Here is a 13,314-nt window from a genome sequence, read left to right on the forward strand (position 1 = left end):
TAAGCGTTGAGCATTAATTCTTTAACTCATTACTCATTACTCATTACTCATTACTTAACCACCACAAGTAACTTTGGGTAAAGATGCAAGATCTGAGGTTACCCTAGCCTCTATTTTCTGGGATGACTCCATGCCAGAGAGGAGATTGATTAGGTCGAGGGAAGCACATTAGGCTTCGCCCCTTCCGTTGTAGTCTGTAGGTGGGATTTCACCTTTTCAAGGTAAGAAATATGGCCTTGCTAATTAAATTTGCCGACTAACTTGTTGCCAAGCTTCAGGGGTATAAGTTTTCAAAGCCAAAGCATGGATATCTTCAGAAGATATTGCTTCACTCAAAGCAGAGTAAACTAGTTGATGCTGTTTAACGCGATTTTTCCCTTCAAAACTGCTAGAGACAACAATTGCTTCGAGATGGTCGCCGCCTCCCTTGAAATCTCTAACAATTACTTCAGCATCAGGTAATTGACTTTTAATCATTGTTTTTACTTTTTCGAGACTAATCATAATAATTTCCTAAATTTCTAATGACCTTAAACTATTGTTTGAACTATTATTATTTATTATTGACTTGAGGTGGAAAAAGGTGCATCTACAAAACCAACTTCATAAAGTTGTTGATAAGATTTTTTTCCTAATTCACTGGTAGGATTTTGAGAGCGAATTACTTGAATCAATAAAGGTACTGCTAGTTCTGGTTGATTTTGAGCACGATGTACTAATGCTAACTGATAAGTGGCTTCATCCCTCATTTGTCCGGTTTGAGCAGCGTTAGCTTTTTGAGCATCGGCGATATTGTTATCAATTCCTGCAAAACTGTTATTGAGTTGTAGATAGAAATTAGTCAGTTGATTAAAAACCTGACGGGCTTGTTGTAATTTAGTTACTGCTAGTTCATAGTTTTCATCATTAATAGCAGCGCTTGCCTCATCCATCAACCTTTTTCCCCCTTGTAAGCTTAAAATACTATCAGCAGGAGTGATGGGGGTAACAGTATCTGGGTCTGTGATATCTTCGGTTTCAGTTACTTCGGTTACTGCTTCTGTTTCAGGTGCTTCTGTAGTATTTTCTTGAGCGGCTCCTGGTAGTATACTGGTTATACTAAACAAACATAGGCAGGCTAAAAGGAGATTACCCATATTTTTATATTTGCTAGTTTTATTCATCTTTCCGCCCTCATGGAGACTCTCGCTAAACCTCTCATCAGGTTAGCGATGAGAGGAAATGAGGGACATAATTTATGTTGCATAGTTGTATCCATCTGATTTGTGAATAGGTTTACAATAGAGCTACAAACTGGCGAGGTATTTGTAGGTGTGATCGCTTTCTAAACGTAGTTTGATTAGAACTAAGACTGGTCAACTATAGGCTTTTGCAAGCCCCCACTATAATCGGTACTCCGATTATAGTGGTGGAATGTTGACAAGATAATTATCTAGTAGTTAAATTAAGATAACATTATTCATCTAATTTTGGTCATCATCGGTAATGTTTCTTTGGGTATAGTTGGTAAATCAACGCTAATTTCTAACCCTCCAAATGGTTCTAATTGATACATTTTTTTAATATCGTCTCGATAGGCCGTATATAGTGCTGTTGGCAGCTCTGTTTCTGGTATTTGAGCTAAATTTACAGCAAAATCTAAATTGCCAAAATTATCTACAGAGTCAGGGTTACCTACGCTATTGTAAGCAAGTCCTTGAGCATCGATTAGTCTTCCGGTAGCAGGGTCATAAATTCTTTGTCCATAACCGCCCAAAGTGGGGTTAATCAAATAGAAATTATACCCATAACCATAGTTTAATCCTCTCCTTACTGGTCTGCCTGTAAATCCATAGATTCCCACATAAGCTTCATCTAGATTACTGCGGTTAACAACTCTTACTCCACTGTCGGTTAGAGAATCGGCATTGATCCCTTCAAATCGTAATTCTCTTAAAGACTGAAATACTTCTTGCCAGACATTAACCTCATTATCAATTATGCCTATTTCCTGAGTGAGATCTGCCGCTAAGATTTCTGTATCTATGTTTTGCCCCTCCACTGCTAATTTAGATTCTGTCTTTAGGGAATCTAATTGAGAGGTAATTGTTAAAGCTAATAGTAGTTCTTGGTCTAATAAAAGTGTTAATTCTTGGAAAAATAGAATGTCTGCTTGTTGATTGGTTTCTTCGTTTATTAGTTCTTGGTTTACGGGCAATTCTTCAGAAAATTCTTCCCAGGGAAAATTGGCAGGGGTGAAAGTGGCACCGTAAGCTTGGGAAATACTAATAACTAGGGAAGATAAGCAGGAACATAAACCAGCTAACTTGTACAATTTCATATATTTATTTTCATCTATTTTTCTGTTTAAAACCCAGGAGGGAAGTAACATTTGTTCAAGTTACTGGATACATTATAGCAATCTAGATCTCATTACTTTAGTTCAATTTGGTCAAAATATAGGCGATCGCCTTTTGCTTATTTTTTTATGGACGTAACTGGATTCGAACCAGTGACCTCTACGATGTCAACGTAGCGCTCTAACCAACTGAGCTATACGTCCCTACAGGCATTTTATCTTAACACAAACAACTCTTTAACTTCAAAGATTTCTTAACAAAAATATACACTTTCACAGTTCTCGGTGTTTTTTTTTAAAAGCTATTGACCAGAATCAGTGAAATTTGCTAGATTATATTAGGTTCACCATGACTATTTGGAAAAGTCTTTGAGTCAATCAGTAGAGATAGATAAATTAGATACATTAGCGCAAGAACTAGCAGCTATCCAGCAAACCAGTTCTAAGCGTATTGCTTTGCTTGGTTCTCGCCATGTACCAATAACTCATCAAAACTTAATTGAAATGATGAGTTATGCTTTAGTGTTATCAGGCAATCGCCTAATTACATCTGGTGCAACGGGCACCAATTCCGCGGCGATTAGAGGAGCAATGCGAGCAGATCCAGAAATGCTTACGGTCATTCTTCCTCAAAGTTTAGCAAAACAACCTAAAGAGTCTCGAAAGCAACTAAATCAAGTACTGCATTTGGTAGAAAATGCCGAAAATGATCACCTTCCCTTAGGAGAAGCTAGTGCTTTGTGTAATCGAGAAATTGTTTCCCGGTGTGAACAACTAATCTGCTTTGCTTTTCATGACAGTAAAATTTTGCTGCAAACTTGTGAAGAGGCAGAAGAGCAACGCAAATTAGTCACCCGTTTTTACCTTGATTAATTTAAGTTAAAATTTTTTTTATTATGGCTTCAACTTCTTCGTTTGATATTGTTAGTGATTTTGATCGTCAAGAATTAGTTAATGCTGTGGATCAAACTACTAGAGAGATTAAAACTAGATACGATCTCAAAGATACCAACACAACGGTTGAATTAGGAGAAGACCGCATTATAATTCTCACCAACAGCGACTTCACATTGCAATCAGTTCAAGATGTCTTGAGGACAAAAGCGGCTAAACGCAAACTTTCTCAAAAAATCTTTGAATATGGGGTTCCCCAAACAGCGAGCGGTAATCGTATTCGTCAAGAAATAACACTAAAAAAAGGAATCAACCAGGAATTAGCAAAAAAAATAACTAAGATTATTCGTGATAATCTCAAGAAAGTTCAAGCTTCCATCCAAGGCGATACGGTCAGAGTTTCGGCTAAATCTAAAGATGATTTACAAGATGCTATTCAAATAATTAAACAGGAAGATTTCCCGATTGAACTCCAATTCACTAATTATCGTTGATTCTAGTTTATGAAAATCGCCATTCTCAGCTTAACTAAGATGGCGATTTTTTTATTAAAATCTCTGTTCTCTTAACAAAACTTCTCTGATAGTCAAGTTGGGTTCGGGAACTCCGTTGTATGCTGTGCCTATTTTCCCGTTATAAAAATGTACTAAACCAACTTGGTAGGCTTCCTCTGGTAAAGGCACATAACCTACTTCTTCTACGATTCTAGGGGCATTATTCAGGTAAAAATCAACAAATTCACGCAGTTCAGGGTTATTCTGAGCTGACTGCACATTTACGTAAATAAATAAAGGACGAGACAAAGGTTGATAAGTAGCATCTTTAACTGTGTCTGCTGATGGTGAAACACCATTAACTGTTAGTGCTTTAATTTTATCTGGATTCCTGAGATAGTAAGAAAGACCAAAATAACCTAAAGCATTTGGGTCTTGGCTAATTTTTTCTACCAAAATATCATCATCTTCACTAGCAGTGTAATCACTACGAGTATTGCTTTCTCCTGTAATTACTTCAGCAAAATAGTCATAAGTCCCAGAATCAGAACCAGGACCATACAAGTTTAAAGGCTGATCACTCCAACTACTATTTACCTCTTGCCAATTATTTATCTGCCCTTGGGCTGAACTTGACCAGATTTTTTGTAGTTCTTCTACTGTAATCTCAGTTACTTGATCGTTATTGGGATTGACAGCAACGGTTATGGCATCAAAAGCGATGGGAAGTTCAATAAACCTTACCTCTGCATTATCGCAAGCTTCCAATTCATCGTTAGAAATAGGTCGAGAAGCGCCATTAATATCTGTTTCTCCAGCACAAAATTTTTCAAAACCTCCACCAGTACCAGAAAAAGCAGCAGAAACTGATAAATCTGGTCTTGACTGAGTGAATTCTTTTTGAACTGCTTCAGTAATGGGAAATACTGTACTAGAGCCATCGATTTCAATGACATCGTTAGTAATAGCTTCAGATGTTTGAGAATAACTCCTATTGCTGGGTACTGTTAAACACAATAGTAACAGGGAGAGGGAAATACCTATTTGAGAAATTTTCATATTTTTATAGTCTAAAAAAAGAATTTTAAAAGCTAGTATAATTGCTGCAATTGTGTTTGTGTAAATCTTGTATAGAAAAATACATTAGATTTTAACTTTTATTTACATTCAACTCAAGATTGGCGATCGCCTCTAGTTTTTGTCTTGCAGTTTAATTTTTTAAAATTCCGATGAAATTTGACAAGCAACGAAGCGATCGCGCCCTTGATTTTTTGCTTGATCTAGTGCTTTAGCTGCGGTTTCAATTAGTATTTTAGCTGATTTATTTGCTTGAGGAATTATGTTACTAATTCCTATACTCAATGTAAGATAGTTTCCCAGAGGGGAATTAGGATTAAGTATTTTTAATGATGCTAATTCATTTTTAATAGATTGGGCTAAATCAACAGCTTGTTTCAAAGAAGTTTTGGGAAGAATAATGATAAATTCTTCTCCTCCATAGCGAGCTACCAAATCATCAGAGCTTTTAAGACAACGCTGTAGCAAGTAAGAAATTATAATTAAACAATTGTCTCCTATTAGATTACCATAAGTATCATTATATTCTTTAAAATAGTCAATATCTACAATCAGGAGAGATAAAGATTGTTTTTCCTGATCGCATAGTTTCCATTGCTCAAGTAAATAACTCTTAAAAATACGACGATTAGCTATTTGGGTTAAACTATCTAAATTAGATATTTTTTGTAGTTCCAATTCAGTTTGCTTTCTCTTGGTAATTATTGCTATTGTTAATCTGATTTTATCTTCCGACTTAACCGCAGTTAAATGGTACCAATTTTCTAAAAAATGATTTTGATCATATAAATCTTTTTCTAGAGATTTGCCTATCTTCATTACCTGAATTAATTCATCAAATAATTGGGTATCAAGCTTGTTTAAAAGCTGTTGTAAAATAATATTGTCTGTTACCTCTTCTTCGTTAATATCTAAAATATTTCTCATTATAGGATTAAGTAAAAGACATTTAAAACCAATAATTTTTCCAGTTGCATCATGAACTGATTCTAATTCTGCAATCCCCTTAGGACAAGAATTAATTATCTTCCTAATTTTCTTATAAAATTTATCCGATTTTGATTGCATATACTGATTTTTTTTAATTTCAACTCGTGAATCTTGCTCACCCTTAAGTTGGTTAGTTAATTTTGTTTTTAGGTTTTTTTCTCTTTTATTCATTAGTTTTAACTCGATTTTTCTTAAAATATCTACTGTAGTAAAAGGTTCAATAATATAATCGACACTCTCACTAATTAAACCCTCAACTTTCTGATAAATTCCGTCTAAATCTCCTAAAAAAATAAGGGGAATATTTTGTGTACAGTCTATTTGATTGAGTTTTTGATATATTTTATATCCATTGATTTTTTGTCCTTTTACCTGAATAAGGATTAAATCTGGGGGCGTTAATCGAGAAAAGTTTATTGCCAGTTGAGCGTTAATTGCTTTTTTTACATGATAACCACGAGATAACAAGGTTATTTCTATTTCTAGTAAATTACTAGATTGATCATTCACAATTAAAATTGTTTCTTTTTTATGATTAATAGATTTTAAAATCATTAGGAACTGCCTTTACTGATTAAATAAACTTGAGTAAAAAACTACTTAAAAGGTTTTAAATTATGACACTAGGGAAAAATCAAATTATTAAATAAACTGTATCTCAGTTATAAAAACGGGTAATCGGTATTTTATCAAAACTAGTAGGAGAAAGACAAGTCAGATAAGTAAGTAATTGAAATAGTTTTTTATGACTTTTATGACTTTTATGACTTTTACGACTTTTATGACTTTTTTCAAGTTAAAGTGCAAGTACAATAATAATTTTAAAAAGTACTTAATATTCTCTTCAAATGATAAAATATAAAACCAAGTATTTTTGTATCTTAAAATTTGTAAATTAACGTACTATAAAAATTAATCTCATATTTTCTGCAATGAAAAACCTAGAAGAAACCCTTGAGTGGATTACAGCTATCTTGGCACCTAGAAAACTGAGTAATGTTGAAGAAATAGTTTTCCGTATGACTTTAATGGGAAAATCATATCGGGAAATGGCAGGAGAGACAGGATATGATGCAGGGTATCTCAAAGATATTGGTTCTCAGTTATGGCTATCTCTATCTCAAGAATTAGGCTGTAGTGTTACAAAAAAAAATCTACCACTAATTTTAACTCAGTTCTCTCAGTCAGAAAATACAAGTACACCACCGCCAAGAGACCCAAGATTTCAAAGACCACCACAAGAAAATCCAATCTGGAAAAAACTGCATTTTCCGGGTTATCCCCTTCCATTTAACTCCCGTTTGTATATTGAGCGTCCTCCGGTAGAAACTTTAGCATTTAATGCTCTTAATCAACCAGGGAGCTTAACTCGTATTAAGGCGTCAAAATATATGGGTAAGACATCTTTGATTTATCAAATGATGGGTATTGCTTGTCAAAATGGAATTAAAACCGTTAGGGTGGATATGCAGCAGGCAGACAAAGCGAGCTTAAATGATTTAGACAAATTTCTCCGCTGGTTTTGTCAAAGTGTTACTCAACAGTTACAGTTAAATCCTAATTTTGAAGATTTTTGGTTTGATGGTCAAGAGAGTAAGTTAAGTTGCACTGTATATATGCAAGAGTATTTGCTGAATGTAGTAAAAGAGCCCTTAGTAATTGCCATCGAAAAGGCCCATTATTTATTTAATTATCCCGATTTAGCCAGTGATTTTTTTTCTATGTTGCGTGCCTGGTATGAATATGGGAGAGTACGCCAAAGATGGCAAAAGCTAAGGTTAATTATATCTCATACTAGCGACTTAACATTGTATTTGCCCCCTAATCAGTCTCCCTTTAATATAGGGCTTTCTCTACAGTTACCTAGTTTGACCTTGCCTCAAATGGGGGATTTAGTGAAACGTTATGAACTAGGTAAATTAGGTATTCAGAGTCTTTTTAGTTTAGAGCCTTTATTCGATTTGGTCGAAGGACATCCTTATTTATTGCAGTTGGCTTTTTATTGGTTATGCTCAGGTTACTTATCTCTCAGACAACTATTAGAACAAGCGTCAACTACTGAAGGTATTTATCAAGAACATTTGCATCACCTATGGTTGATTTTAAACAAAGATAAGCTCTTACAGCAAAAATTTACTCAAGTGTTATCTAGTGACAATCCTGTCACCTTAGATTTAGACAGCGCCTATCGTTTAGAAGCATTGGGCTTAGTGAAACTACAAGGACTCCGAGCTAGTCCTGGATGTGAACTATATAAACAATATTTTTCTCATGTTAACTATGAACAAAATGAATAAGCAAGAAATTTATCAGGTAGGAGGAAGTCTCACCGCTGATGCTTTAACTTATGTTTCTCGTCAAGCAGATCGAGAATTATATGATGCTTTGTTAAAAGGAGAATTTTGCTATGTGTTCAATGCTCATCAAATGGGAAAGTCTAGCTTAAGGGTAAGAATACAGCACCAGTTAGAACAACAGGGCTATCGATGTGTTTATTTAGATATGACTCAACTGGCAAGTAAACAGGTAAGCCCTCAACAATGGTATCGAGGCATAATGTTAGCTTTAGTGAGTGACCTTCAGCTTTTAGGAAGTATATCTCTCAAAAAATATTGGCAAACTTGGTCAGAATTGCCCATGTTACAACAACTATGGTTGTTAACTCAAGAAATTCTTAAGCAGACTCAAGAAAGCCGACTGTTTATTCTGGTAGATGAAATTGATAGTATTCTTAGCTTACCTTTCCCGGTAAATGATTTTTTTGCTTTCATCCGCTCTTGTCATGAGTTACGTCCCTATCAACAGGATTATCAACCTTTGAGCGCGTCAGGCGGTCACTTCCCTTGCACCCCGGATTTAAAATCCGGGGAACGAGTGACCTGGGCATTGTTTGGTGTAGCAACTCCCTCAGATTTGATTGGCGGTCGCACTGCTTGCACCCCGGATTTAAAATCCGGGGAACGGATGACTCCTTTTAATCTTGGTAGAGAAATTGAATTACAAGACTTTAGTATTTGTGAAGCACAAAATTTAATTCAATATTTACCCAATATTTCTGTTAATCCTAAAACTATTTTAGAAGCTATTTTTAAATGGACAGGGGGACAACCACTGTTAACTCAAAAACTCTGTCAACAAGTGATTATCTCTAGTTTAAATACCTCTAATTCTGGTGTAAGTTTGACACCTGGAAAAGAAACCTTATTTGTTGAGGCAATTGTGCGATCGCACATAATCAATGATTGGGAGACACAAGATAATCCCGAACATTTACGCACCATTCGTAACCGACTTTTATACAACGAACCAAAAGCGAGAAGATTACTAGAATTATATCAACAAATCTTGACACAAGAGGGGCTAATCATTGATGGCACTCCTGAACAAATTCAACTTCTACTCTCAGGTTTAGTAACTAAAAACAGAGGAAAACTCCAGGTTAAAAACCCGATATATAAAACTATCTTCAATTGTGACTGGATTCTCAAACAATTAGATCAACTAGGTACTTTGCACTCATCTGGTAAATTTTTTATACTATATAAGTAATAATCCGATTCAGAAAGATATACAGTTAAGAAATACTGAAAAAGGAATTGGTGCAGGTTTTCAATGGCGTTAAGAGAGGGGATGGCTGAAATTAAAATTGCGGGTCCTCAATATTGCCTTATCTCATATTTTCCACCAGTACTTTTGTTGTCAACATATAATTAATGATACTAGAAACTCAACGTTTAATCTTAAGACCTTTTTGTCAATCATCGAATTGGCGTTCAATTGCCGTGATGAAAAGGCTAAATATGACTTATACACAAGATGATGATTTTGATCACCCCCTGTTACCATCAAAACATCCTCTAGCAAGACATGTCTTGTATCGTCTTAGATACCGTAAACTTAATTAATCTAATTCTCTACGCCCTTCTAAAGCCCTAGCTAGAGTTACTTCATCGGCATATTCCAAGTCGCCTCCCATGGGTAAACCAAAAGCAATCCTAGTTACTTTAGTAAATGGTTTAAGCAGTTGACCCACATACAGAGTCGTTGTATCTCCTTCAACACTGGGACTGATGGCTAGAATTACCTCTTCGATACTTTTTTGACTAACTCTTTTGACTAAGGGTTGGATATTCAATTGTTCTGGTCCAATTCCATCCATGGGAGAAATTACACCTCCCAGTACATGATATTTTCCAGAATACTCACGAGTTTTTTCCAAGGCAATAACATCCCGAGAATCACTAACCACACAAACTGTTTTTTGGTCACGATTAGGGTTTCTACAAATTTCACACACTGGAGTTGCAGAAAGATGAAAGCAAACTTGACACAAACCTACTTGTTTTTTGGCATCAACTAGAGCTTTGGCTAAAGCTTGTACTTCGTCATCACTTCGCCTAAGAATATGTAGAGCCAGACGTTGTGCGCTTTTTGGTCCAACTCCTGGTAAACGTTGCAGTTGTTCTATTAATCTAGCTAGGGGAGGGGTATAAATTTTATATACTCCTAATACTAATAACTCTTTGTCTTAAAGATATCATGAATTGTTTTCATGCTGTTGAACTAATTTGATTGCTCCTATAACTAGATCTTGTCAATTACAGGGAAATTAGACTATACTGAAATAAATAAATCACTACGGCGTTGGTGACTGCCAATAAAGTTTATTGATCTATGCTTGACTAATAAGGGAACTTGTTGAATTCGTGGCAGTAAACCAGGCAAGTACCTGGAAACTTTAAACGAATCGCTGAGGTGCCCACCTGGATTTCCAGGTCATAAGCTGAGGTAAAACGGCGTTGTGGTGATTTATCAGATAAATGTTATCAGTTCATAACAAAAGGATCCCCGGAAAAACCCCTAAGCAAGTATAATAGATAACATTAAAGCAGCAATCCGGGAAGGGGATTTGAAATTGCCACAACTCCTCAAAAAGAAAAGACAACCAGTTTTTCCAGGACAAATATATAAATTAGCAAAAGGGCTAACAGTGATCCATCAAACAGTGGAATCTAGCCCGATAGTAGTAGTAGACGTATGGGTAAAGGCAGGTGCAAAAGAAGAGCCAGAAGCCTGGTTAGGAATGGCCCATTTTTTAGAGCACATGATCTTCAAAGGCAGTAAAAATATAAAGCCAGGAGAATTTGACTATCAAGTAGAAAAAACAGGAGGCATAACTAATGCCGCCACAAGTCACGACTATGCTCACTTTTTCCTGTCCACGAGAGCGTTAGATTTGCCAGAAACTTTGCCCTATTTCGCAGAAATTCTCTTAGAAGCAGAAATAGATGCCGAAGAATTTCATTATGAAAGAAATGTAGTAATAGAAGAAATTTATTCAGCCTATGATGATCCTGATTGGATAGGATTTCAATCACTATGTGAAAATATATATCAAAAACATCCCTACAGACGCTCTATACTAGGAGAAGAAGAAATACTAAAACAGCATACTCCAAATCAAATGCGCTGTTTCCACAAAAGCTACTATCAACCAGAAAATATGACAGTAGTGATTGTAGGGGGAATAGAAGCTAAAGAAGCTCTAAAATTAGTAGATGATTGCTTCGTAAACTTTAGCATTCGGAGTGAATGCCCACCAAAGTCAAGAGAAGCAGAGCCACCATTGATTGGTATTCGCAGAAATGAAATATATCTACCCAGAATTCAACAGGCACGCCTAAGTATAGGCTGGATAGGACCAAGTATTCAAGAATGGGTTGAGGCATTGGTAATAGACTTGATCTCGGTAATTATTGCCGGAGCACGTTATTCACGTCTAAGAAAAAAATTACAAGAAGAAAAACAAATAGTTTTAGATATAAGTAGTGACTACTCAATACAAGAAGATTCGAGCTTGTTAACCATAGACGCACTGCTAAAACCAGAAAATGTAGAAAAAGTAGAAGAAGCGATCGCCAAAGAGATAGAATTATTACAGAACGATTTAGTTAGTGAAAGAGAAATTAACTTAGCCAAAAAACTACTGATCAATGACTATATATTTTCTACAGAAACACCAGGTCAACTAGCAGGATTATATGGATACTATCAAACTGTAGCAAATACAGCAACACTGTCAGTAGCCTATCCTTCAACAATAAGCAGAATCACCCCCAAAGATATACAAAAAGTTGCCCAACAATACTTATCTAGTCAACACTACGCAATCACAGTACTCTACCCAGTGTAAAAAAAATCAATGAAAACAAGAAACTCAACTTCAGCTCAACAAATCCACCAAACAACCTTAGAAAATGGCCTAACTCTACTGACTATCACTAATCCTAGTAGTGACATAATTTCTGGGAAAATATTTATTAAAAATGCTGGTTCTCGCTCTCTAAAACCGGAAAAAGCAGGATTATCTCATTTAGTGGCTTCGGTAATTACTAAAGGGACAGAAAAACTGAACGCAGTAGATATAGCCTATCAAATAGAATCAATAGGAGCTAGTTTAGGAGCAGAAGCTACATCAGACTATAGCCTGATTAGCTTAAAAACAGTAAGTAGTGACTTTCTTTTAATACTAAATTTAGCAGCAGAAATCATCCGCTTTCCTAGTTTTCCTGAAACAGAAGTTAAAAGAGAAAAATATCTCACCCAACAAAGTATTCTATCTCAAAAAGAATCACCCTTTAATTTAGCATTTAATCAACTCAAAAGCTCAATTTACCAGGATCATCCCTATAGTTTATCAGTACTGGGAACAGAAGAATCTATAGAAAATTTAACTAAAGCAGATTTACACGCCTATCAGGGAAAACACTTTCGGCCAGATCAAATGGTGATTAGTCTTTGTGGTCGAATAGACCCAGATTTAGCAAGAGAATGGGTAGAAGCAGCCTTTGGAGACCAAAAAAACCCAGAATCACCCCTAGATAGTCCAAATTTTCGGGAACTACAAGCTCAACCAGAAACCGTAAAACTCTATCAAGATACTCAACAAAGTATAGTGATGCTAGGTTATCTGACTCCAGGGGTAAAAAGTGAAGAATACCCAGTTTTAAAGCTAATTAATACTTACTTAGGCAACGGTTTATCTAGCCGTCTGTTTGTAGAATTGAGAGAAAAACGCGGCTTAGCTTACGATGTCTCCGCCTTCTATCCCACGAGAATTGACCAATCTAATTTAATTACCTATATGGGAACATCGCCAGAAAATACAGCGATCGCCCAAGCTGGTTTAAAAGGAGAGGTAGAACGTCTTTGTGAAATCTTGTTGACAGAAACAGAACTTCAAGTAGCTAAAAATAAACTTTTAGGTCAATACGCTTTAGGTAAACAATCTAACGGGGAAATTGCTCAAATTTTCGGGTGGTACGAAACACTAGAGTTAGGAATTGACTTTGATAGTCTTTTTCCGACTCAAGTAAACGCAGTCACCTCGGAATCAATACAAGAAGTAGCCCAAAAATACCTAACTAAACCCTATATTTCTCTAGTTGGTCCCATAGAGTAAATTTTCAACTAAAATTAAGGTTGTATATAGGCGTAAGGTACAGAGGTTATCGGAAATTC

13 protein-coding genes, 1 tRNA gene and 1 other RNA gene are annotated in these 13,314 nt (G+C 35.7%); 8 read left to right on the forward strand and 7 right to left on the reverse strand.

Annotation, left to right across the window (positions count from 1 at the left end; translation table 11 throughout):
• Positions 1-243: 243 nt before the first annotated feature.
• From MW688_RS21930 to MW688_RS21945, 4 genes are all read right to left on the reverse strand, one after another.
• Positions 244-504 carry a BolA family protein gene (locus MW688_RS21930; protein WP_486738143.1) on the reverse strand — a complete coding sequence of 87 codons (261 nt, stop codon included), beginning with the start codon at positions 502-504 and terminating at the stop codon, positions 244-246.
• 56 nt (positions 505-560) lie between these two features.
• Positions 561-1,163, reverse strand: coding sequence for a hypothetical protein (locus MW688_RS21935; protein WP_486738144.1), 603 nt, complete (start codon positions 1,161-1,163; stop codon positions 561-563).
• Positions 1,164-1,459: 296 nt separating this feature from the next.
• On the reverse strand, positions 1,460-2,320 hold the full coding sequence (locus MW688_RS21940; RefSeq protein ID WP_486738145.1) for a hypothetical protein: 861 nt from the start codon (positions 2,318-2,320) through the stop codon (positions 1,460-1,462).
• A 148-nt stretch (positions 2,321-2,468) separates the two neighbouring features.
• A tRNA-Val gene (locus tag MW688_RS21945) sits at positions 2,469-2,542 on the reverse strand.
• 165 nt (positions 2,543-2,707) lie between these two features.
• On the opposite strand from MW688_RS21945, the gene MW688_RS21950 reads away from it, so the two are divergent.
• Both MW688_RS21950 and MW688_RS21955 read left to right on the forward strand, forming a co-directional pair.
• Positions 2,708-3,211: a DNA-processing protein DprA gene (locus MW688_RS21950; RefSeq protein ID WP_486738146.1), complete on the forward strand. Its 504-nt coding sequence runs from the start codon at positions 2,708-2,710 to the stop codon at positions 3,209-3,211.
• Between the two features lie 23 nt (positions 3,212-3,234).
• A complete protein-coding gene (locus MW688_RS21955) occupies positions 3,235-3,726 on the forward strand; it encodes a YajQ family cyclic di-GMP-binding protein (RefSeq protein WP_486738147.1) in 492 nt (163 codons plus the stop codon).
• Positions 3,727-3,780: 54 nt separating this feature from the next.
• Here MW688_RS21955 and MW688_RS21960 read toward each other — a convergent pair whose 3' ends face one another.
• Together MW688_RS21960 and MW688_RS21965 are read right to left on the reverse strand one after the other, a co-directional pair.
• The gene (locus MW688_RS21960) at positions 3,781-4,785 is read right to left on the reverse strand and encodes a PstS family phosphate ABC transporter substrate-binding protein (RefSeq protein WP_486738148.1); all 1,005 of its coding nucleotides are present in this window, start codon (positions 4,783-4,785) and stop codon (positions 3,781-3,783) included.
• Between the two features lie 159 nt (positions 4,786-4,944).
• The gene (locus tag MW688_RS21965; protein WP_486738149.1) at positions 4,945-6,348 is read right to left on the reverse strand and encodes a GGDEF domain-containing response regulator; all 1,404 of its coding nucleotides are present in this window, start codon (positions 6,346-6,348) and stop codon (positions 4,945-4,947) included.
• Positions 6,349-6,725: 377 nt separating this feature from the next.
• On the opposite strand from MW688_RS21965, the gene MW688_RS21970 reads away from it, so the two are divergent.
• The 3 genes from MW688_RS21970 to MW688_RS21980 all read left to right on the forward strand — a co-directional run bounded on the left by MW688_RS21970 (position 6,726) and on the right by MW688_RS21980 (position 9,698).
• Positions 6,726-8,090, forward strand: coding sequence for an AAA-like domain-containing protein (locus tag MW688_RS21970; protein WP_486738150.1), 1,365 nt, complete (start codon positions 6,726-6,728; stop codon positions 8,088-8,090).
• Positions 8,083-9,342 (forward strand): AAA-like domain-containing protein, encoded by a 1,260-nt coding sequence (locus MW688_RS21975; RefSeq protein ID WP_486738151.1) that lies wholly within the window; start codon positions 8,083-8,085, stop codon positions 9,340-9,342. The genes MW688_RS21970 and MW688_RS21975 overlap by 8 nt, the downstream gene beginning before the upstream one ends.
• A 164-nt stretch (positions 9,343-9,506) precedes the next feature.
• Entirely contained in the window at positions 9,507-9,698 is a 192-nt protein-coding gene (locus tag MW688_RS21980) for a hypothetical protein (RefSeq protein ID WP_486738152.1), read from the forward strand.
• Here the strand turns inward: MW688_RS21980 and recR are convergent.
• On the reverse strand, positions 9,695-10,288 hold the full coding sequence (recR, locus tag MW688_RS21985; protein ID WP_486738180.1) for a recombination mediator RecR: 594 nt from the start codon (positions 10,286-10,288) through the stop codon (positions 9,695-9,697). The two genes, MW688_RS21980 and recR, sit on opposite strands and share 4 nt — an antisense overlap.
• A 135-nt stretch (positions 10,289-10,423) precedes the next feature.
• On the opposite strand from recR, the gene ssrS reads away from it, so the two are divergent.
• From ssrS to MW688_RS22000, 3 genes are all read left to right on the forward strand, one after another.
• Positions 10,424-10,605, forward strand: a non-coding RNA gene (gene ssrS, locus MW688_RS21990) — 6S RNA.
• Between the two features lie 103 nt (positions 10,606-10,708).
• Positions 10,709-11,986, forward strand: a complete 1,278-nt coding sequence (locus tag MW688_RS21995; RefSeq protein ID WP_486738181.1) for a M16 family metallopeptidase — start codon at positions 10,709-10,711, stop codon at positions 11,984-11,986.
• A gap of 9 nt (positions 11,987-11,995) precedes the next feature.
• Positions 11,996-13,255 carry a M16 family metallopeptidase gene (locus MW688_RS22000; RefSeq protein ID WP_486738153.1) on the forward strand — a complete coding sequence of 420 codons (1,260 nt, stop codon included), beginning with the start codon at positions 11,996-11,998 and terminating at the stop codon, positions 13,253-13,255.
• Positions 13,256-13,314: the final 59 nt, after the last annotated feature.

It is taken from the genome of Johannesbaptistia floridana (genome assembly GCF_057440575.1).

Coding starts and splice junctions, on each gene's coding strand:
- MW688_RS21935 (WP_486738144.1), bottom strand. CDS start 1,163: ATGAATAAAACTAGCAAATATAAAAATATGGGTAATCTCCTTTTAGCC.
- MW688_RS21930 (WP_486738143.1), bottom strand. CDS start 504: ATGATTAGTCTCGAAAAAGTAAAAACAATGATTAAAAGTCAATTACCT.
- MW688_RS21970 (WP_486738150.1), top strand. CDS start 6,726: ATGAAAAACCTAGAAGAAACCCTTGAGTGGATTACAGCTATCTTGGCA.
- MW688_RS22000 (WP_486738153.1), top strand. CDS start 11,996: ATGAAAACAAGAAACTCAACTTCAGCTCAACAAATCCACCAAACAACC.
- MW688_RS21975 (WP_486738151.1), top strand. CDS start 8,083: ATGAATAAGCAAGAAATTTATCAGGTAGGAGGAAGTCTCACCGCTGAT.
- MW688_RS21960 (WP_486738148.1), bottom strand. CDS start 4,785: ATGAAAATTTCTCAAATAGGTATTTCCCTCTCCCTGTTACTATTGTGT.
- MW688_RS21940 (WP_486738145.1), bottom strand. CDS start 2,320: ATGAAATTGTACAAGTTAGCTGGTTTATGTTCCTGCTTATCTTCCCTA.
- MW688_RS21965 (WP_486738149.1), bottom strand. CDS start 6,348: ATGATTTTAAAATCTATTAATCATAAAAAAGAAACAATTTTAATTGTG.
- MW688_RS21955 (WP_486738147.1), top strand. CDS start 3,235: ATGGCTTCAACTTCTTCGTTTGATATTGTTAGTGATTTTGATCGTCAA.
- MW688_RS21980 (WP_486738152.1), top strand. CDS start 9,507: ATGATACTAGAAACTCAACGTTTAATCTTAAGACCTTTTTGTCAATCA.